This window comes from Arthrobacter sp. TJ-58 (genome assembly GCF_058269295.1).
In genome coordinates, this window is sequence record NZ_JBZCNM010000002.1 from 699,431 (window position 1) to 718,626 (window position 19,196).

A 19,196-nucleotide genomic window follows, 5' to 3' on the forward strand; every position below is an offset into this window, starting at 1 on the left:
GTGACCTGGATTTCCGTCACGCCACAGATACTCACCGCGATAGGCGTCATCATGGCGCCGGGAGCGCTGCTGGCCTTCGCCGGATTCCGTCTCCGGTGGCTGGCAGCCCTGGCCATATCACCGGTCCTGTCCGTCTCGCTGATCTCGGTAGCGGCCGTGGTGGCCGATGTGGCAGGGGTGGGCTGGTCGCTGGTTCCGGTTGCCCTGCTCACGGTGCTGGCCACGGCTGTGGCGGCGGTACTGCGTATTTGGCGGAGCAGGCGGCATGATCGGGACATCTTGACGGCGGCAACCGATCCGACAATCCACGTGGTGGAGGCTGTTGCCGTGGTGGGCGCTGCAGCCCTGATTGGGCGCCGCCTGCTCTTTGCCTTTGGTGCACCCGAGAACATCTCGCAGACTTTCGACAACATCTTTCACCTCAACGCGATCCGCTATATCGCGGAAACCGGCTCCGCGTCGTCGTTCAGCCTTGGCGGGATGACCGGCATCGGTTTCTATCCCTCGGGCTGGCACGGGATTGTTTCCCTCGTCAATTCCCTCGCCTCCACGTCCATCCCGGTCAGCGTCAACTCCGTTAACCTGGTGATCGGCGCGTTGGTGTGGCCGCTTGGCTGCATCTTCCTGGTTCAGCAGATCGCCGGCCGGAAAGCCGTGCCCACGCTAATCGCAGGCGTCCTGTCCGGTGCATTCGGCGCATTCCCGCTGCTGCTGGTGAACTTCGGAGTCCTCTACCCCAACTTCCTCGGGGTCAGCCTGATCCCTGCCGTGCTTGGGGTTCTGCTCAGCGTCCTTGGACTGGCCCGGCGCAATATTTCCCTTCCTCTGGCCTGGCTTCTTCTGCTAGCCCTGCTTCCAGGCCTGGGCCTGGGGCACCCGAGTGCCTTCCTGGCCGTTACCGCCTTCTCGGTTCCTCTGGTCCTGGCCGCTGTCATCCGCCGGGTCGGGATCGAGTACTCCCAGTCGCGGGCCGTGCGGGCATGGCTCTACATCTTGGTCTTCGTGCTGTACGCCGTCGGCGTGGTGATGCTGTGGAATGCAGTCCGGCCGGAGGATGACACGCTGATCTGGCTGCCGTACCAGACCCAGGCACAGGCCATGGGTGAGGTTTTGGCCAGTGCCCCGCTGCGCACTGCAGTCTCCTGGGGCGTCTTCGTGCTCACGCTGTTTGGATTCGCCGCATTGATTCTTCGCCGGGCTCCCTGGTGGACCGCGGGGATCTACGCCGTCGGCGGATTCCTCTACGTCGTGGCCACCGGAGCGCCGGACGGGGATTTCCGTGACCTCATCACCGGCGGGTGGTACACGGACACGAACCGGCTGGCCGCACTCCTTCCGGTCGTGATTCTCCCCGTGGCAGCCCTGGGCGGCACGCTCATCATCGAAGGCCTGAACAAGGCGCTGTGGCGTCCCGCCATGGAGCGGATGGCTGCCCGCGGGGCGCGTGCGGACATGATGCGCGGCGCCACTGCTGCTGCAGTGGTGGTGCTGATGCTTGTAGCCACCGCGGCCACGCAGTCGGAAAACCTCCGCGCCGAGGCCCGGTCCGCCGCGGGCAATTACCGTCTCAGCGAGGAATCGCCCCTCGTGTCACAGGATGAGTACGAGCTGATGGAGCGGCTGGACGACGAGATTGAGGAAGGCGCCCGGCTGGTGGGAAATCCGTGGACCGGGAGTTCATTGGTCTACGCACTTGCCGGCTTTGAGCCGATGCAGCTTCACACCATCGCCGCGCTGGTTCCCGAGGAAGTGGAAATCTACACGAACCTGCGCAATGCCCTGACGGATCCTGAGGTGTGCCCCGCCGTCGAAGCAGAGCAGGTTGACTACGTCCTGGACTTCGGCGACCAGGAAGTCCATGGCCGCACCCACCCCTACCCGGGCCTGGAAGACCTCGAATCCAGCGGGGTGGTGGAGCTCGTCGACAGCGAGGGTGACGCGAAGCTCTACCGGATCACGGCCTGCGGCTAAGTCCGCAGCAAACCGCCAAGCGGTCTGTCCGGACGGCGGGGCTCAGGAGGCTGCGACCTCGGCGTTCCTGGCAGCCCGCCGGAAGTGGCTGAAGACGACGCGGAGCTGGTAGACGGCAACTGCCAGCTCCGACACTGCCACGGCCCAGGCAACAGCGGAAACTCCCACCGTGAGAGCGCCCGCACAGATCAGCGGAATGCCGATGGCGGCACCCAGCACGGTGGAGGCCGCCAGGGCCTTTCCTTCCCCGATGGGGATCAGGCAGGCGAGTCCCACAACCTGCGAGACCGCGACGGCGCCAAAGACCACTCCCATGGGCACGCTGAGGTCGAAGCCAACCTGGATTTCCCCCTGTGAGAGCAGACGGCTGGCCCAGGGGATGCACAGCGCCATCACTACGGCCCCGAGCGCTGCGGCGAACGGTGCCAGCTTGGCGGCCAGGAGAACGCGGGCATTCTGGCGTTCCTTATCCGGACTGGCGATGGACCCTTGGAGCACCTGGACCACCGGTCCCACCGCAGTCAGCCCGTACTTAAAGAACTTCTCGGACATGGCGTACAGCGACAAGGAACCCGGCAGGATTGCGGCCACCACCATTAGCGGCGTGCTCACGTACAGGCTGGATGTGGCGGCTGTGACGACGGCGTGCCGCTGGCCCTGCAGGCGGCGGGCCGCACTGCGGAGGTTGAAGTTGAAGGATGGGGCCACGGCTGACCGCGTCCGGATCAGCAGCCCGCTCACCACTACCGCGGCAAGGTTCAGAGCCAGCTGGATCCACAGATAGACATAGACGTTGCCCGTGACAGTGAGGCCGATGAGCCCAAACACCGTTCCCAGCGTGACGGGAAGCGTGTCAAAAAACAGCAGCCGTCCGGGACGGGCATCTCCAACGAAAAACCAGGACGCCCCCAGGAAGGGAAGCAGGTAGGCCATGCAGGCGAGCACCGCCACCGGCTTGTCATAATGGGCAATCAGCCAGACAACCAGCGCAGCCACCGGCGCCGCCGCGCAGAACAGGTACAGGCGGCTGACGAGTGAATCCATGTACATTTGAGGCCGCCGTTCGGCCGGCATGCCAGCCACCATGGCCGGTCCGGTTGTGCCCCAGCCGAAGGAGACCAGGACGCCGAAGAGCAGGGCCGTGGACTGTCCGAGAGCTATGACACCCCAGGTTTTGTCACCGGTGTTGGCGATCACCACAGGTATGGCCAGGACCCCCACCACGGTGGTGATCACCACGGAAGCGCCGAAGGCCCCCAATCGGCGGAGGTGCGGCAGAATCGTGCGCTGACCCAAGAATGTCCTCCGTAACAGGGGCGACGGTAAGCGGCGGATCGATTCCGGTGCTTGGTCCCGTCCAAGATTCTAACTCAGGGCCATGTTCGGGTTGATATCATCGTGGTAGCGCAGCCCGCTCTCAGTATGCCTTCCGGCGCCTGGCGGGGGCATCCTCCGAAGATGGGAACTCTTTGTCTGTAGCAGCAGTTGTTGTCTCGTATAACCGCGTGGACCTGCTCCGCAAGTGTCTTTCGGCGCTTGAGTCCCAGGACCGGAAACCGGACGAGATTATGCTCGTTGACAACGGTTCCACCGACGGCAGTGTTGCCATGGTGCGTGACGAGTTCCCTGACGTCACGGTCTTTGAGACAGGCGCCAACTTGGGCGGTGCCGGGGGCTTCGCCTGGGGCATTGAGCATGCGATAGCGGCCGGACATGATGCGGCCTGGCTCATGGACGACGACGCCGAACCGCTTCCCGGCAGTCTGCGGCCGTTGGCCGAGGCCATGGAAAATGCACCCGAACGTCCGGGATTCGTTACGTCGCTCGTGGTCAACCCCCAGGGGGAGCCGAACAACGGACACCTGCCCGACCTCTCCACGGACCCGGTCCGTCAGTTGAAGGCGCATTCCCTCGGCGGCATTGCCGTGAACAGCGCCAGTTTTGTCGGCGTGCTGATCGATCTCAAGGCCGCCGCCGGAATGCCGCTGCCCTATGCCGACTTCTTCATCTGGTTTGATGATGCCGAATACACGCGGCGGCTGAACCGCGGTGCGTACGGGATGGTTCTTCCGGACAGCCGCATCCTCCATCCGGAGAAGCAAAACCAGGCGGACATGGCCGGACGGCTGTTCTACTACCTCCGCAACAACCTGTGGCTCCGGCGCCTGGACCCGGCGCCGCGGACCCTGCTGCAAAACCCGGTCCGGTGGGGAGCGGGAATGGCCGTCCTCGCGCTGCGGCAGGGCGTGCAGGCCCAGGACCGCTCCCTGTGGCTGCGCTGCGCCGCCAAGGGGCTGTATGAGGGGCTCGCACGCACCCCGCGGACCATCTGGCCCGGCCAGCTGCGGTCCGGGACCGTGCAGCTGGGCAAATAAGCAGCGCAGGCCCGTGCGGACTTTCCGCCGATCAGCTCCGACCCGTTCCAACCAAAGGTGTACAGCATGACCCATTCCCATCGCGTTGCCGCGGTGATTTCCGCCTTCAACCCGCCCTCGGACCTGGTTGAAAAGGTTCAGCGGCTCGCTGCCCAGGTGGAACGCGTCATTGTTGTTGATGACGGATCACCCGCCGCAGACCCCGCCGTCTACGAGGCGCTGGAAGCCGCGGGCGCCGTCGTCCTCAAACAGGGGGAGAACAGCGGAATCGCTGCCGCCCTCAACGCAGGCATCCGTTATGCAGCCGATTCCTCGCCGGACTTCTATCTGACCCTGGACCAGGACTCCGAGCTTGACCCGGGCTACGTTGCCCTGGCACTGGAAGCCTTCGACAAGGCGACGGCACAGGGCGTGCCTGTGGGCATGGTCTGCGCCGAGTCCCACAACCAGCTGCCGGTCATGGTGCAGAAGGCCGGCGTTGAGCATCCGGAGGCCTTCGATCCGATGCAGTCGGGCACCCTGATTCCGGCTGCCACTTTCGATGCCGCCGGGCTGCTGGAAGAGGATCTGTTCATCGACTGCGTGGATTCCGAGTTCACTGCCCGCATCCGGGACCTCGGGCTCAAGGCCATTGTGGCGCCCGGATGCAACATCACCCACGCTGTCGGAGAGGCCCGGCCCATGCGTCTGGGCACCTGGCACGTCACGGTGGGCGGGCAGAAACGCTTTGTCCACTCCCATGCGCCCTTCCGCGTCTACTACATCACCCGCAACGGATTGGTGATGTACAAGCGCTACCTGACCAAACAGCCGGTGTGGGTCCTGCGCCGGATCGGCCTCGAGGTGGTGTTCTACGGTGTGCGCGTGGTGTACGGGCCGCACCGTGCCCGTCAGGTCGCCGCCATTGTGCTCGGTGTCCGTGATGCCCTGACCGGCCGGATGGGCCGGATCAGCGCCCGGGACGCCGCGCTCGTGACGCCCCGAAAGAAGTAAACCGCCTTAGGACCCTGCGGCAGCCGATTTCCCGCGCTGAATCCGCTTCAAAGCCACAAAGAAGGCCCGCGCCAGCATGATCCTCGCCCGCAGGATCTGCGATAGGCTGCGGGCCTTTTTGGGTGTGGTGTTGTTCTCATGCAGGCGGCGGTTCAGCGTGTTCTGCTCCAAATGCACCATGGATCCCTTGAGGTTGCCCGCGAGGGCAATCCACTGGTCATGGGTCTCCACCAGGAACGCGGGGAACGGCAGGATCAGGTTCCGGGCCGAGCCGCGGAACGCCATGGCGCAGCCGTAGTAGGGGCGCACTCCGATCCACAGCGCCAGCAGATTGGCCCACCGCCGGGAACTGTCCGAACTGCGCAGCCGGATCGACTCAATCCGGCGCGGTGCCTGCCCGAAGTAACCGAAGTTGCTGGCAACGACGTCGGCCTGCCCAAGTGCCGCAACCATGGCATCAACGCGGCCGGGAAGCCACACGTCGTCCTGGTCCGAAAGGAAAACAAACTCGCCGGTGCTCGCAGTCAGGGCTGCTTCGAAGGTCTTCACATAGCCCCGGTTCACGGCGGAGCGGATGAGCCGGATACGCGGATCACCGATGGCTTCAACTGTGTCAACGGTGTTATCCGTGGACGCGTCGTCCACAATCACCAGCTCGTCTCCGGCCTGCAGCTGCGGCAGGATTGACGCGATCTGCTCCGCTATATGCGCGGACCCGTTGTAGCTGGCCATGCAGACACTGACCTGGCCGCGGCTGGGGGAGGAAGGGTGGACGCTGGTGTTCATTCTTATCCTGGTGGGTCTTTGGTATGGGCTGGAGTGCCGGATCCAGCATACCGGCTGGCCTGTTTCGACTTAGCGGCATGCCCTCCCTATAGTGGAGGTTGATCCCCTCCCTCTGGTCGCCCACTGATTGCGGCGCCGTCCGTCGGCTATGCCTGCCGTCGCAAAGAAGTGAAAGAAGCAACCCGTGACTGCCGTAGATGTTATGTTCCCGTACTACGGGGACGTGGAACTGATGAAGCAAGCCGCCCGGAGCGTTATGGGCCAGCAGCACCAGGACTGGCGCCTGGTTGTCATCGACGACGGCTATCCCGATCCGGAACCCGCCCGCTGGTTTGCGGAAATCGAGGACCCCCGCGTCAGTTACCAGCGCAACGAGAAGAACCTCGGAGCCAACGGCAACTACCGCAAGGCCGTTGACCTCATTGAGGCGCCCATCGCGGTCATGATGGGAGCCGATGACATTATGCTCCCCAACTACCTCACCTCCGTGGTGGAGTCCTTTGACGAGTTCCCCCAGGCAGACGCTGTCCAGCCCGGTGTTCAGGTCATTGACGAACTGAGCCGGGTCACGGCCCCGTTGGGTGACCGGGTGAAGCGGGTTGCCCTTCCCCGGGGCAACGAGCGGCGCATCCTGGGCGGAGAAGACCTGGCGACGAGCCTGCTGCGGGCCGGCTGGCATTATTTCCCGTCCATCGCCTGGAAGTCCGAGACCATCAAGCGAATCGGTTTCCGTACAGAATTCGACGTCGTCCAGGACCTCGCGCTGCTGCTGGACATTGCTGCCTCCAGCGGTTCCCTGGTGCTGACCCCGGAGCTGGCGTTCCTCTACCGCCGTCATTCCGGCTCGGATTCGTCCGTCCGGGCCTTCGACGGCCGGCGCTTTGACGAGGAGCGTCGCTTCTTCGAGGGTGAGGCCACCCGCTTTGAGCAGATCGGCTGGACCCGGGCGGCCCGCGCAGCGCGGCTGCATGCCACCTCCCGCCTCAACGCGGCTGCCTTGATTGCCCGCTCCGCCGTCGGCGGCAAGTTTGGCTACATCCCCAAGCTGGCAAAGCACGTGGTCGGCTAGTCTTTCCCAAGAAAAAAGTGGAGCGGACCCGCCAGGGGTCCGCTCCACTTTTTTGTATCCGCCCTTGCCCGCCGGCGTGTGCAGGCGCGAAGCGGGGGAAGACTACTGCTGGAGGCCGTCGGTGCTCTGCTCATCCGGGGTGTGCTTGGCCAGCCACGGCTTGGGTGCTTCATCCAGGGCAATGCGCCGGGACAGCGAGGTGATGGACGTTTCCATGTTGCGGAAACGCTGGTAAGTCGTAGCCATGAACACGAAAAAGCTGACGATGGTCGCGTACAGCACCAGGTCGGTGCCGCGCCCGATGCCGAGGAACCCCGCAAACCGGGTCAGCACGTCCGGGAAGAAGATGGACAGTGCAGCCGCCACGGCGAAGATCATCAGCATGATGCGGCGTACCGCCAGGTGTTTGGCGTTTACGCCACCGCGCATCAGAACCAGGGAAACCAGGATGACGGCGAAAACGAGCGCAATCTGGACGATGAGTAGCAATTAGGTCACCTAAGGAAGAGTTCGGCCAAAATGTTCACGGAGTTGAGCAGCGACTGGCCCTTGGACTTGGAGTAGTCGGTATAGATGATCTCGACCGGGTGCTCCACCCAGCGGGGCCGGATGGTTGCCAGCTGGTTGACCAGTTCGGAGGCGTGGGCCATCCGGTTCTGCGTCAGGTGAAGTTTCGATACGACGTCGCGGTTAAGTGCCCTCAACCCGTTGTGGGCATCCGTCAGGTTCATGCCGGTTGCCATCCGGGACTGAATGGCAGCTGTCTTCAGGACAAGGCGTTTCTGCGGCGAGAGCTTGGTCCGGTCATCCAGGAACCTCGACCCCAGGACTGCCTCGGCCTCGCCCGAATTGATGCGGGCAACCATGTCAACGGCATCAACCACCCGGTGCTGTCCGTCGGCGTCGAACGTGACAATGCTTGTCATGTTGGGATCCTGGAGAGCGTACTCCATGCCGGTCTGCAGTGCGGCGCCCTGGCCCAGGTTTATGGGGTGCTGCACCACCACGGCACCGGCCGCGCGGGCCACTGCCTGGGAGCCGTCACGGCTGCCGTCGTCCACGCAAACAACGTTGGGGAACACCCGCCGAAGGTCCTGAATGACAGAGCCGACAACTGTCGCTTCGTTGTACATCGGGATAACAATCCATGTGGTGCTCACCGTGCCATTATCCCATACCGCGTGCGGCGGAACTTTTGCCGGCAGCGGCGGAGCCCGCCAAATAGGCGGCCAGCCGGTCCGCGGCGTTGGCCGGGGCAAAGCCCGCGGCTTTGATCTTGTCCAGCGGCAGCATGCTGTTCAGCGGCCGCGGGGCAGCCGCCTTGCCGGCAAAATACTGCTCCGTGCTGACGCCGGTGACAGCGTCCGCCGGGCGTCCGGAGAGTTCGTAGACCCGGCGCGCTATGTCCGCCCATGAGGCGGGTTCGCCGTCGTTGGTCAGGTTGTACGTTCCGTAGGGTGCCCGGGATTCGAGCAGATGCCGGATGCCCGCTGCGATGTCTTCGGTGAAGGTCAGCCGGCCGATCTGGTCATCCACCACTGCGGGTTCAACGCCGCGCCCTGCCAGCGACGCCATGGTCCGGACAAAGTTGTTGCCCTCACCGATGACCCAGGAGGTGCGGACAATGTAGTGGGCCGGAACCGCGGCAACCACCGCATCGCCGGCGGCCTTGGTCTGCCCGTAGACGCCCAGCGGCGAGAAGGGTTCGTCCTCGGGATGCTCGCCGGCGGTGCCGTCAAAGACGTAGTCCGAGGAGACGTGGACCAAGGTGATCCGGTGTTCGGCGGCGGTGCGGGCCAGGTTAGCCACTGCGCTGACGTTGATGGCCCACGCGGCGGCCCTGCCGACGGGGGACTCGGCGTCGTCCACTGCCGTATAGGCGGCGGCGTTGATGATCGTGGAGTAGTTCTTCCAGTTCCGTCCGGCCAGAGCTGCGGGGTCCGTCAGGTCCAGGTCCGTGCGGGTGGCGAACTCCACGTTCGCTTCGCCGTCGTACGCGGCGCGCAGCGCCCTGCCCAGCTGGCCGTCGGCACCCAGCACGAGGATTTTCTTCGGCGCCATGGGCACTACGTCGGCCAGCCGCGGATGGGCCCTGTCCTTGTCCGAGAGCTCGGCCCGGTCCAGGGGAATCGGCCAGTCAATGGCAGCGGTCTCGTCGGCCAGGTTCAGGAACGTGTACTGTCCCTGCGCATCGGCGCTCCAGTGGTCATTGACCAGGTACGTGTACGCAGTGTTGTCTTCCAGAGTCTGGAAGGCGTTGCCCACGCCGCGGGGAATGAAGATGGCCTGGCTGGGATCCAGTTCGGCGGTGAACACGGCACCGAAGGACGGGCCTTCGCGCAGGTCCACCCAGGCACCGAAGATGCGGCCGGTGGCCACCGAAATGTACTTGTCCCACGGCTCGGCATGGATGCCTCGGGTGGTGCCGGCGCTCTCGTTGAAAGAGATGTTGTTCTGCACCGGGCCGAAGTCCGGCAGGCCCAGGGCAAGCATCTTCTCGCGCTGCCAGTTCTCTTTGAACCAGCCGCGGTTGTCGCCGTGGACGGGAAGGTCATAAAGCACGACGCCGGGGATGGGCGTCGGGCGGGCAGCAAGGGGCTTGGAGAATTCCGGGGCCATGGCGTTACTGGCCCTGTTCCTTGTACTTGGCTTCCGTGCGGTCCTTCTGCGGCCGCCACCAGGCCTCGTTCGCCCGGTACCAGGCGATGGTGTCCTCGATGCCCTGGTCAAAGTTGGAGAACTCCGGCTCCCAGCCCAGTTCCGTGCGCAGCCGGGTGGAGTCAATGGCGTAGCGCATGTCATGTCCGGGCCGGTCAATGACCTGGTCATAGGCGTCCGCGGGCTGGCCCATGTGCTTGAGGATCAGTTCAACAACTTCCTTGTTGTTCTTTTCCCCGTCGGCACCGATCAGGTAGGTCTGGCCGATCTCGCCCTTTTCAATGATGCGCAGCACGGCCGAGGAGTGGTCGTTGGCATGGATCCAGTCACGGACGTTCTCGCCGGCGCCGTAGAGCTTGGGCCGGACGCCGTCGATCACGTTGGTGATCTGGCGCGGAATGAACTTTTCCACGTGCTGGTACGGGCCGTAGTTGTTGGAGCAGTTGCTGATGGTGGCTTTCAGGCCGAAGGACCGCACCCAGGCGCGCACCAACAGGTCCGAACCGGCCTTGGTGGAGGAATACGGGCTGGACGGGTTGTACGGGGTGGACTCGGTGAACCGTGCCGGGTCATCCAGATCCAGGTCGCCGTAGACCTCGTCGGTGGAGATGTGGTGGAAGCGGGTGCCGTGCTTGCGGGCCGCTTCGATCAGCGTGTAGGTGCCGATGATGTTCGTGTCCAGGAACGGACGCGGGTCATGCAGGGAATTGTCGTTGTGGGATTCCGCTGCGTAGTGGACCACGACGTCGGTCTCCGCGACCAGGCGGTCCACCAGGGCGGCGTCGCAGATATCGCCTTCAACCAGGGTGAAGCGGTCTTCTGGGAGCCCCGCCAGCGATTCGCGGTTGCCCGCGTAGGTGAGTTTGTCCAGCACGGTGATGGAATAGTCAGTGCGCTCAAGGGCGTAGTGAACAAAGTTGGAGCCAATAAAGCCGGCGCCGCCGGTCACCAGGAGTTTCTGCATGTAGACCAACGTTACCGGATTTGCCGTGACACCACCGAGCCGGGATGATGAGGTTCATGCGCGGAATCATATTGGCAGGCGGCACGGGGTCCAGACTGCACCCGATCACTCTCGGGGTCAGCAAGCAGCTGGTTCCCGTCTATGACAAGCCAATGATCTATTACCCTTTGTCCACCCTCATCCTGGCGGGCATCAAGGACATCCTGATCATCACCACCCCCCACGACGCGGACCAGTTTGAGCGTCTGCTCGGGGACGGCAGCCAGTTCGGCATCAGCATCACCTACAAGCAGCAGCCTTCCCCCGACGGACTGGCGCAGGCCTTTGTCCTGGGCGCGGAACACATCGGCAACGGGCCGGTGGCCCTGGTCCTGGGCGACAACATCTTCTACGGCCAGGGGATGGGTACCCAGCTGCGCCGGTTCTCGAATATCGACGGCGGTGCCGTGTTCGGTTACTGGGTCGCCGATCCCAGCGCGTACGGCGTGGTGGAGTTCGACCAGTCCGGGCGTGCCATCTCGCTCGAGGAAAAGCCGGCAGCGCCCAAGAGCCACTATGCGGTTCCGGGCCTGTATTTCTATGACAATGACGTTGTGGAAATTGCCCGCAACCTGGAGCCTTCGCCCCGCGGCGAGCTGGAAATCACTGATGTGAACCGGATCTATCTGGAGAAGGGCAAGCTGCAGGTGGAGATCCTGCCGCGCGGAACGGCGTGGCTGGACACGGGCACGTTTGATTCCCTGAACGAAGCCTCGGACTTCATCCGCACGGTCCAGAAGCGCCAGGGCCTGTCCATCGGCTGCCCCGAGGAAATCTCCTGGCGGCTGGGCAACATCACCGACGATGAACTGCGCCAGCGTGCCGAGCCTTTGATCAAGAGCGGCTACGGCCAGTACCTGATGGACCTGCTGAAGAAGTAGTACGGTGCCGGCTGCGGGCCGATCAGCACAGTGCAGAAAAGACACAGTGCGGAAAAGAGGGGCCCCGGATCCGCAGATCCGGGGCCCTTCTTTCGTAGTATCAGCAGCTGGTGGGGGAGGGGGTGTCCCGCGGCGGCTCACCGGAGCGGTGCACAGCTGATTCGGACCGGCCCGGTGACTTCGCCGAGGACAGCGACTGCACCTCGGCACGCAGCTGTGTCAGGGATGTTTCCAGAATGGCCACTTCTTCGGCGAGAACGCGCGTCTCCTCCTCCACGACGGACAGCTCCCACGAGAGGTGCAGGGCAACACCCATGAGCAGCACAATGCTCATGGCAAAGAGAAGGTTTGAAGGCACCTCAACGCCCAGCCATCCGGCCAGCAGGGCCAGGAGACTCGGCCAGCCGGCAAGAACCAGCGATCCGCCGCCAACCAGCAGCCACAGCACGGCGTATTTCTCGCGCAGCTTCTTGCGGCGCAGCATCACCAGCACCAGGACGACGATGACCAGGGAGAACACGAATGCAGCGAGGACAGCCATTGTTAAGCCTTATCTAAAGAAACCTGTGACTTGCGGCGGGTAAGCGCAAGCAGCAGGGCAAAAACCGAGCGGAGCAGATAGAGGGCAGACTTTGCCGGGTTGTGGCTGGGAACGCCGCCCTGCCGGACCCGCATCGTGACCGGAACCTGAGTGACCGTACAGCCGGAGCGGATGGCTACAATCAGCGAATCGATGGTGTCTCCCAGATACTCGGCGGGATAGTGGTCTATGTACTGGCTGATTGCTTTGACATTCCCGGCCCGGAACCCCGAGGTAACGTCGGTGAGCCGTGTTTTGGCCAAATGCGAGATGACGCCGGCGAGCACTGCCATGGCCCACTTGCGCGGCCCGGCCACCTTGTATTCGTCTCCCTTGTCGGCGAAGCGGGCTCCGATGGAAATATCGGCGCCTGACAGCCCGCTGAGCACCCGTTCAATGTCCCGGGGATCATGTTGTCCGTCCGAGTCAACCTGGATGACCGCCTGGTAACCGCGGCTGCGCGCATATTTGAACCCCGCCCGCATCGCTCCGCCCACGCCCAGGTTAAAGGGAAGCCGCAGCACCGTAGCACCGGCTTCGCGTGCCAACCGGGCCGTACTGTCGGTGGAGCCGTCGTCGACCACAAGGACGTCATATCCCTTGCGCTGGGCCAACACCTCGCGGACGGTGTTCCCCACGGTTTCGCCCTCATTCCAAGCGGGCATAATCACGAGGACGTCGGAGCGTTCCGGCACGAGCATAAAAGTCTTTAGTCCTATTCCTAAGTTATGGGCCTTCGAGGGCCCGGCCCCGACCGGATAGTCCGCAGGCAGCCTGGACTGCCCGCGCAGTCATGCCGATGGGCCTCTGCAGACAGAACCTGGACAGCTGCGGTGGTGTTTGCAGCAGTGCAGGCGGGGAACGCAGCACCCCGGCGAATGATCCCAGGGTGCTATTATCGTAGCCGACCTTGCGGGGTCTCCCACTAGGACCACCAGGAGCCGGAAGCCTTATATGTCGCGTGACAAGAATATCGGGGCGCCCCGAAAGTCGTCGCGCGCAGGAGCGCTGCGGGAACTGATCCTGGGACCGGCTGGCAAATATCTTTTGGTGGGAGGGCTCTCCTTCGCCGTCGATTTCCTGCTGCTGCTGCTCCTGCACGAAGTCTTCGGTGTTCATCTCTGGCTTGCCACGCCCATTGCCTTCCTGACCAGCCTCGCCGCGAATTATGTGCTGCAGCGGTCCTTTACCTTTTCCGGGACATCGGTGAAGGGGACCAGTTTCCTGAAGTACATGGCGCTGGTTGCTTTCAATACTGTTGCGGCCAGCTTTATCGTGAGCGGCTTTGAGACGCTGGGCAGCAGCTACATGCTGGGCAAAGTAATCTCTACGGCTGCCATGACCATCTGGAACTTTTTCGCTTACAAGTACTGGGTCTTTACGGCAAAGAATGCGGTGCCGGATCCCGCCGCCGGGACTGCCTGACCGCGTCCGCTTCGCATTCCCTGTATCCCGCGGGTCTTCCCCTGCATTCCCCGCGGTTTCTCCTGCGGCCGACATCCGGCGGATCGGTAGACTTGCTGGTGCGTTGCGGTCAATTCCGCCGCACCAGCCCCTCCCCGCGATAGATCAGGAGCCCACCGGCCCATGCGCAGATTGTCCCCTCCGGCCATTTCCCGACGCTCGGCGGTGTCCTTCCCCCTGGTCTTTACGGTCTTGGGGTTATTGACCGTTTTATGGTCCTTTGCTTCCCCTCTCATGTCTGTCCCGGACGAATCGGCCCACGCAATCCGGGCTGCTTCGGTGGCCCAGGGCCAGCTGCTGGGGGACTCCTCGGGCCAGCAAAGCGAACAGTCCGTGGTGACGGTTCCCGGTTACATCGCCGACCTTCGGGCGCAGGAGTGCTACGCACATGATGCCGCCGCGCCCGCTGCCTGCGCTCCCACTGTGGACGGGGAGGATACCCAGCTGCGGCAGGCAGAGACCAGCGCGGGAAATTACAACCCCGTCTACTACCTTTTCGTGGGGCTTCCGACACTGCTGCTCAGCGGCGCACCGGCCCTCTACGGGATGCGAATCCTCAGCGGGCTGATCGGCGTTGCGTTCCTTGCCTCCGCGCTTCAGGCGGCAGGACGGTTGGGGAAGCCCAAATGGCCGCTGGCAGCCGGATATGTGGCCATCACTCCGATGGTTCTGTTCCTGAACGCATCGATTAACCCCAATGCCCTTGAGATCGCCGCCGCTGCAGCCTTCTTCATGAATACGTGCGTGGCCTTCGAAAAGCACCGGACGCTGTCGGACGTCAAAATAAACATCATCATGGTGGCCGTCTCCGGGGCTGCGCTGGCCAACACACGGCCGGTGTCCCTGCTCTGGCTGGCGCTGGCTGCCGCCGCCGTCGTTCTGGCATACGGATTCCGCCCCCTGCTGCCGATACTCCGCGACCGGCTCAGCCAGGCGATGATTGTCCTGCTTGGACTCTCCTGCGCTTTCAGCCTCGCCTGGCTGGTGATTGCCGACAGTTTCAAGAGCCTGCTGGGGAACCCCGTGGATTTGGCCCCGGATACCGCAGCCGCCATCATGTTTGACCGCACTTTCGATTATGTCTCCGGTTACGTGGGTGTCATGGGGTGGCTGGATACGCCGCTGCCCGCCGGTGTGTACATGTTCTGGCACCTGCTGATGGGTGCGGTCCTGTTGACCGGGCTCAGCGCACGTCCGGTCCGCGGGCGGTTCGGTGTTTATCTTCTGGTGGTTGCCGTGCTGGCAGTCCCGCCCATCATGCAGGCCCAGGTCATCCAGAGCCTCGGCTGGATCTGGCAGGGCCGGTATCTGCTGGCCCTGGTGGTCATGCTCCTGCTGGCATGCGGAGTCGCCTTCCGGTTCCATTCCTTCCCGTCCTCGCCGTGGGCCCGGGGCGCCGCAAAATGGCTGCTGGGAGGAGCGGTTGCGGCCCACGTTTTCGCGTTTGTCTATACGCTGCGCCGCTACACGGTGGGCATTCAGGACACTGTCCGCTGGAACGAGATGTTCCATCCCGTGTGGCAGCCGCCGTTCACTTGGCAGCTTCTGACGCTGGCCTACCTCCTCGTGCTCCTTGTTGGAGCGGTCCTGGTGTACCGGCAGCTGTTCGCACCGGCCCTTGCAAGCGGCCGGAAGGACCATCGGGAAACAGCGGTTGCCGCCGACTAACAGCTGAGGTTGATCCGTCCGGCACGCCGGGTACCGGACGGGCTGCGGAGACAACGTGCATTATGCTGAGGACGGCCCCGCACGTGACGGCTCCCACACTGAACCGAAAGTTTGACCCATGCCCGGTACCGCCCAATCGCCCATCGCCGCTCACCGGCGATCACGGGTGACACTGGGGGAGTTGTTTGATCCTCGGAACAACTCGCTGAACGCTCTCCGACTCCTGTTGGCCTCCCTGGTTGTGGTCTCCCATTCCTGGGTTATTGGAAATTTGGGGGAGGAGCCCGCGCTGGGCGCCCGGACGCTGGGTGCATGGTCCGTTTTGGGCTTCTTTGGCATCTCCGGTTACCTGATTACGCGCAGCAGGATGAACGGACAGCCCGTTTCGCGGTTTTCCCGGGCGCGTTTCCTGCGCATCTATCCGGGATTCCTGGTGGCACTGCTGCTGGTGGCCTTTGTTTTTGCTCCCCTGTCAGTTGCCGTTGGCTCGCCCGGCGCTTTCACGCTGGGCGACTCGCTGTCCTACGTGGTCCGGAATCTCTTCCTGTATCCGCCCGTCCTCTCGCAGACCACCATCGGCACCACGCTTCCCGAGGGCGAGATATGGAACGGCGCCCTGTGGAGCCTTTTCTGGGAAGCCGGGTGCTACATCGGCGTCGGACTGCTCGGGTTTGCTGCGCTGCGCAGCCGCAGCACCGCCATCCTGGGAACGCTTTTTGCGGGTGCCACCTGTTTGTCCCTTGCCGCACATGTTGGATGGATTCCCGCCAGCGAACTCACTCTGGCGCCACCGCTGATAGCCGCCTTCAGCGGCGGAGCACTGCTGTACCTGCATGCCCGGAGAATCCGGGTTCTGCCTGCGGTCGCCGTCGCCGTCGCGGTGCTGCTGATCTCTGTGGCCACTGGGACAGCAACAGTTCTGGCTCCGCTTCCGTTTGCGCTGCTGATCTTTGCCCTGGGGGCAGTGCTGCCGCTGAACCGGATCGGCGCCAACCGTGATCTGTCCTACGGCATCTACATTTACGGGGTGCCCGTTCAAAACCTGATTGAAGTTGGGCTTCCGGATCTGTCGCTCCCCGTCTATCTCCTCCTCACCTTCGCCTGTGTTGTGCCGCTGGCGTGGGCAAGCTTCACCTGGGTGGAGGGACCGGCCATGCGGCTGAAACGACGCGTCCGGCCCGCCCTGGCGGCCTGAAGCGCGGAAGCAGCCCGGGGAGGGCTACAGGTCGGCGCAGTCGATGGTGGTGAACCAGTTTCCCGGTGCCTGAGTTATCCGAACGCTCTCCAGCGCCGGATCCGCTGAGCACTCCTGCCGTGCTTCCCGGATCTGGGGAGCCCATTCCGGGCCGGCGGAGCCCAGGGTTTCAAGCGGGAAAAAATGGACCGTGACCAGGATGAGAAAAGCGCCGGCCACTCCACCGCGAAAGCCCGAGCTGCTGACTAATGTTGCCAGCCGTCCGGAGGCCGGACGGCGGTCCGCGCTGACCGGGATCAGCAGCGGCACCAGCGCCAGGAGAAACATTGAAGGAACCGCACTGTAGCGGCTGAGGAAGAATTCGTCCCAGTCTTGGGCCGACTCAAACGTTGCGTAGTGGAAGTAGGCTGCCGGGCTGACTATCACGGCTGCAGCCCAGACGGCCATGGATGACACTAGCCAGACGGCCCCGGCCATGCGGTGCAGAGGCCTTCCCGCCGCCACCGTCAGGACGGCGGCCGCGGCGAAGGGCAAGGCGCTGAGGACGATGGGGGCGGCGCCGAAACGCTGTATCAGGTCGGTAATCACGGATCCACTGCCGTAGAAAATGGCCGCTGCTGAGTTCAGGAAATATCCGTAGACGACGGACAGCAGGTCCCCGGTTTCCCCGGTGCCTCCGGGGAAGCGGGGAAACCGCCACAGGGTGAACAACTGGCAGGCCGTTCCGGCGGCGAGTCCTGCCTTGGCCCACCAGAGATTCCTGTCCCTGAGCCGGAAGAAAATCAACGGCAGGAACAGTGCGGCCTGGATTTCAGTCAATCCGATCACCAGGGCGACCGCGCCGAGCAGGATCTTTTGGCTCAGGACCGGCGAAGATTTCATCAGCACCCAAGGAGCCAGCCAGAGGAGGTACCAGTGCAGGTTGGCGACGTTGCCCAGGGTCTCCACTGCGCCCGGCGGAACAAGCACCGGGATGGAAGCCCAGCAAAGCCGGGCGGCCGCATTGGTGGTCAGCGCCGAGGCACAGTAGAACGTCAGCGCTGAAATGAGGCCCAGAACAATACAGCAGGCAACCGTGACCGCCACCGGATATGCTTCCAGCCCGAAGATCGGCACCACCGTGGCAACAATGGTGCGCGGCAGCAAGTGGAGGTATCCGGCATAGGGGGTGAAAAGCCCGGGCCCCTGGTCCAGGTACTCTGCAAGGAACAAGGGTCCGTCCTCCGCCCAAACCCTACTGACTGCGCGGGCCGGGATCCGGAAATACGCAAGGGCGGCTCCACCGAAGGTGAGGCCGAGCATCACGAGGAAGGATGCCAGGCGGGGCCGGTTATCCAGCCGGTTACTTTGCCGGTTACTCAGCCTGGGGCTCAATGACATTCTGGGTGGACCTGCGTTCTGTTCTCTGCGGCATGTACTCGGAAACTTAACGCCTGCACGGGGGGAAGCGCCAACCGGGAGGGTGCGCGAAATCCGCTCAAGCGTATGCTGTGGCAGTGACCTCCGGCCAACGGAATCAGGAGACCTATGCCCCGGCGCCATTCCAAGGTTATCCCGCTGTTCCTGGGCGCCCTGGTTTCGCTGGGTCTCACGGGAGCCTCGGTCCCCTCGCCCATTGATCTGGCCTACGGCCGGCTGGGCGGCAGCTCCGGTGGCCTGGGAAGCCCCGCCGGAAGCGAGGTGTGCGGACTGCGCGACGGCGGGTGTTACCGCAACTATCAGTACGGCGCCATCGTCTGGTCCCCGGAGACCGGTGCGCAGCCGTCGCTCGGCGCCCTCCGCTCGGCCTGGCTGGAGGAAGGTTTCGAAACGGGAACGCTGGGCTACCCGCTGGACGCTCCGCGCTGCGGACATCGAACCTGCACCCAGCAGTATGAGCGGGGTTCCATTTCTTGGTCGGCTGCGCAGGGCATCACCGTCAGCCGGGCGGTGGATGATCCAGCCTCGGCCGCCGTCGTCGTCAATAAGCAACGCCCGCTCAGCACCGCAGACTACATTCCCGGGAATCTCCAGACAGCGGACGGGCAGCCGCTGCGCGCCGACGCAGCTGCCGCCTATTCCTCGATGAAGGAGGCGGCGGCAGCAGACGGCGTGGCCTTCACCGCGATCAGCGGCTACCGCTCCTACAGCAGCCAGGCAACGTTGTACGCGGCTTATTCGGCGCAGTACGGGACATCAACGGCAGACACCATCTCAGCGCGTCCCGGGTTCAGCGAACATCAGACCGGCCTCGCCGTGGACATCGCGGATCCGAACGGCACCTGCTCCCTTCAGGGCTGTTTCGAGGACACGGCCGCCGGAGCGTGGGCCGCGGCCAACGCCCACCGGTTCGGGTTCATTGTGCGTTACCCGGACGGAGCCTCGGCTGTCACCGGCTACGCGTATGAGCCCTGGCACCTGCGCTACGTGGGGGCCGATATCGCCGAGGGAATGCACGCGGAGGGCTTCGCGACGCTGGAGGAGTACACCGGCCTGCCGGCCGCCGCCAACTACTGAGCGGCCTGCGGGTAAAGCGGGTACGGCTACCCGGTTGTCCACAGCACCAACAGTTAC

General features: G+C 64.0%; 18 protein-coding genes. 9 read left to right on the forward strand and 9 right to left on the reverse strand.

Annotated features, from left to right (window positions below; genetic code table 11):
* Positions 1-1,971 (forward strand): DUF6541 family protein, encoded by a 1,971-nt coding sequence (locus AC4D2W_RS09465; RefSeq protein WP_490926631.1) that lies wholly within the window; start codon positions 1-3, stop codon positions 1,969-1,971.
* A 42-nt stretch (positions 1,972-2,013) separates the two neighbouring features.
* Here the strand turns inward: AC4D2W_RS09465 and AC4D2W_RS09470 are convergent, their stop codons facing one another.
* A complete protein-coding gene (locus AC4D2W_RS09470; RefSeq protein ID WP_490926632.1) occupies positions 2,014-3,267 on the reverse strand; it encodes a polysaccharide biosynthesis protein in 1,254 nt (417 codons plus the stop codon).
* A 173-nt stretch (positions 3,268-3,440) separates the two neighbouring features.
* Here AC4D2W_RS09470 and AC4D2W_RS09475 point away from each other — a divergent pair, with 173 nt between their 5' ends.
* Positions 3,441-4,346 carry a glycosyltransferase family 2 protein gene (locus tag AC4D2W_RS09475; protein WP_490926633.1) on the forward strand — a complete coding sequence of 302 codons (906 nt, stop codon included), beginning with the start codon at positions 3,441-3,443 and terminating at the stop codon, positions 4,344-4,346.
* A gap of 66 nt (positions 4,347-4,412) precedes the next feature.
* Positions 4,413-5,339, forward strand: a complete 927-nt coding sequence (locus tag AC4D2W_RS09480; protein ID WP_490926634.1) for a glycosyltransferase — start codon at positions 4,413-4,415, stop codon at positions 5,337-5,339.
* 6 nt (positions 5,340-5,345) lie between these two features.
* Here AC4D2W_RS09480 and AC4D2W_RS09485 read toward each other — a convergent pair whose 3' ends face one another.
* The gene (locus AC4D2W_RS09485) at positions 5,346-6,125 is read right to left on the reverse strand and encodes a glycosyltransferase (protein ID WP_490926635.1); all 780 of its coding nucleotides are present in this window, start codon (positions 6,123-6,125) and stop codon (positions 5,346-5,348) included.
* 184 nt (positions 6,126-6,309) lie between these two features.
* On the opposite strand from AC4D2W_RS09485, the gene AC4D2W_RS09490 reads away from it, so the two are divergent.
* Positions 6,310-7,194 carry a glycosyltransferase family 2 protein gene (locus tag AC4D2W_RS09490; protein WP_490926636.1) on the forward strand — a complete coding sequence of 295 codons (885 nt, stop codon included), beginning with the start codon at positions 6,310-6,312 and terminating at the stop codon, positions 7,192-7,194.
* Positions 7,195-7,296: 102 nt separating this feature from the next.
* Here AC4D2W_RS09490 and AC4D2W_RS09495 read toward each other — a convergent pair whose 3' ends face one another.
* From AC4D2W_RS09495 to rfbB, 4 genes are read right to left on the reverse strand one after another with little or no spacing between them, the layout of a single operon-like run.
* Entirely contained in the window at positions 7,297-7,683 is a 387-nt protein-coding gene (locus AC4D2W_RS09495) for a DUF2304 domain-containing protein (protein WP_490926637.1), read from the reverse strand.
* A 5-nt stretch (positions 7,684-7,688) separates the two neighbouring features.
* Positions 7,689-8,354 (reverse strand): glycosyltransferase family 2 protein, encoded by a 666-nt coding sequence (locus tag AC4D2W_RS09500; protein WP_490926638.1) that lies wholly within the window; start codon positions 8,352-8,354, stop codon positions 7,689-7,691.
* 7 nt (positions 8,355-8,361) lie between these two features.
* Entirely contained in the window at positions 8,362-9,813 is a 1,452-nt protein-coding gene (locus AC4D2W_RS09505) for a sugar nucleotide-binding protein (RefSeq protein ID WP_490926639.1), read from the reverse strand.
* A gap of 4 nt (positions 9,814-9,817) precedes the next feature.
* Positions 9,818-10,816 (reverse strand): dTDP-glucose 4,6-dehydratase, encoded by a 999-nt coding sequence (rfbB, locus tag AC4D2W_RS09510; RefSeq protein ID WP_490926640.1) that lies wholly within the window; start codon positions 10,814-10,816, stop codon positions 9,818-9,820.
* Between the two features lie 56 nt (positions 10,817-10,872).
* Between rfbB and rfbA the strand changes: the two genes are divergently transcribed.
* Positions 10,873-11,736 carry a glucose-1-phosphate thymidylyltransferase RfbA gene (gene rfbA, locus AC4D2W_RS09515; RefSeq protein ID WP_490926641.1) on the forward strand — a complete coding sequence of 288 codons (864 nt, stop codon included), beginning with the start codon at positions 10,873-10,875 and terminating at the stop codon, positions 11,734-11,736.
* Positions 11,737-11,836: 100 nt separating this feature from the next.
* On the opposite strand, the gene AC4D2W_RS09520 is transcribed toward rfbA, so the two are convergent.
* Together AC4D2W_RS09520 and AC4D2W_RS09525 are read right to left on the reverse strand one after the other, a co-directional pair.
* Positions 11,837-12,277 (reverse strand): DUF2304 domain-containing protein, encoded by a 441-nt coding sequence (locus AC4D2W_RS09520; RefSeq protein WP_490926642.1) that lies wholly within the window; start codon positions 12,275-12,277, stop codon positions 11,837-11,839.
* 2 nt (positions 12,278-12,279) lie between these two features.
* Positions 12,280-13,017 (reverse strand): glycosyltransferase family 2 protein, encoded by a 738-nt coding sequence (locus AC4D2W_RS09525; protein ID WP_490926643.1) that lies wholly within the window; start codon positions 13,015-13,017, stop codon positions 12,280-12,282.
* A 253-nt stretch (positions 13,018-13,270) separates the two neighbouring features.
* Here AC4D2W_RS09525 and AC4D2W_RS09530 point away from each other — a divergent pair, with 253 nt between their 5' ends.
* The 3 genes from AC4D2W_RS09530 (at position 13,271) to AC4D2W_RS09540 (ending at position 16,643) form a co-directional block, all read left to right on the forward strand.
* Positions 13,271-13,741: a GtrA family protein gene (locus AC4D2W_RS09530; RefSeq protein WP_490926644.1), complete on the forward strand. Its 471-nt coding sequence runs from the start codon at positions 13,271-13,273 to the stop codon at positions 13,739-13,741.
* A 162-nt stretch (positions 13,742-13,903) separates the two neighbouring features.
* Entirely contained in the window at positions 13,904-15,448 is a 1,545-nt protein-coding gene (locus tag AC4D2W_RS09535) for a DUF2142 domain-containing protein (protein ID WP_490926645.1), read from the forward strand.
* A 118-nt stretch (positions 15,449-15,566) separates the two neighbouring features.
* The gene (locus AC4D2W_RS09540) at positions 15,567-16,643 is read left to right on the forward strand and encodes an acyltransferase family protein (protein WP_490926648.1); all 1,077 of its coding nucleotides are present in this window, start codon (positions 15,567-15,569) and stop codon (positions 16,641-16,643) included.
* A gap of 24 nt (positions 16,644-16,667) precedes the next feature.
* Here AC4D2W_RS09540 and AC4D2W_RS09545 read toward each other — a convergent pair whose 3' ends face one another.
* On the reverse strand, positions 16,668-17,855 hold the full coding sequence (locus AC4D2W_RS09545) for a hypothetical protein (protein WP_490926649.1): 1,188 nt from the start codon (positions 17,853-17,855) through the stop codon (positions 16,668-16,670).
* Between the two features lie 315 nt (positions 17,856-18,170).
* Between AC4D2W_RS09545 and AC4D2W_RS09550 the strand changes: the two genes are divergently transcribed.
* Positions 18,171-19,139: a D-alanyl-D-alanine carboxypeptidase family protein gene (locus AC4D2W_RS09550; protein ID WP_490926650.1), complete on the forward strand. Its 969-nt coding sequence runs from the start codon at positions 18,171-18,173 to the stop codon at positions 19,137-19,139.
* Positions 19,140-19,196: the final 57 nt, after the last annotated feature.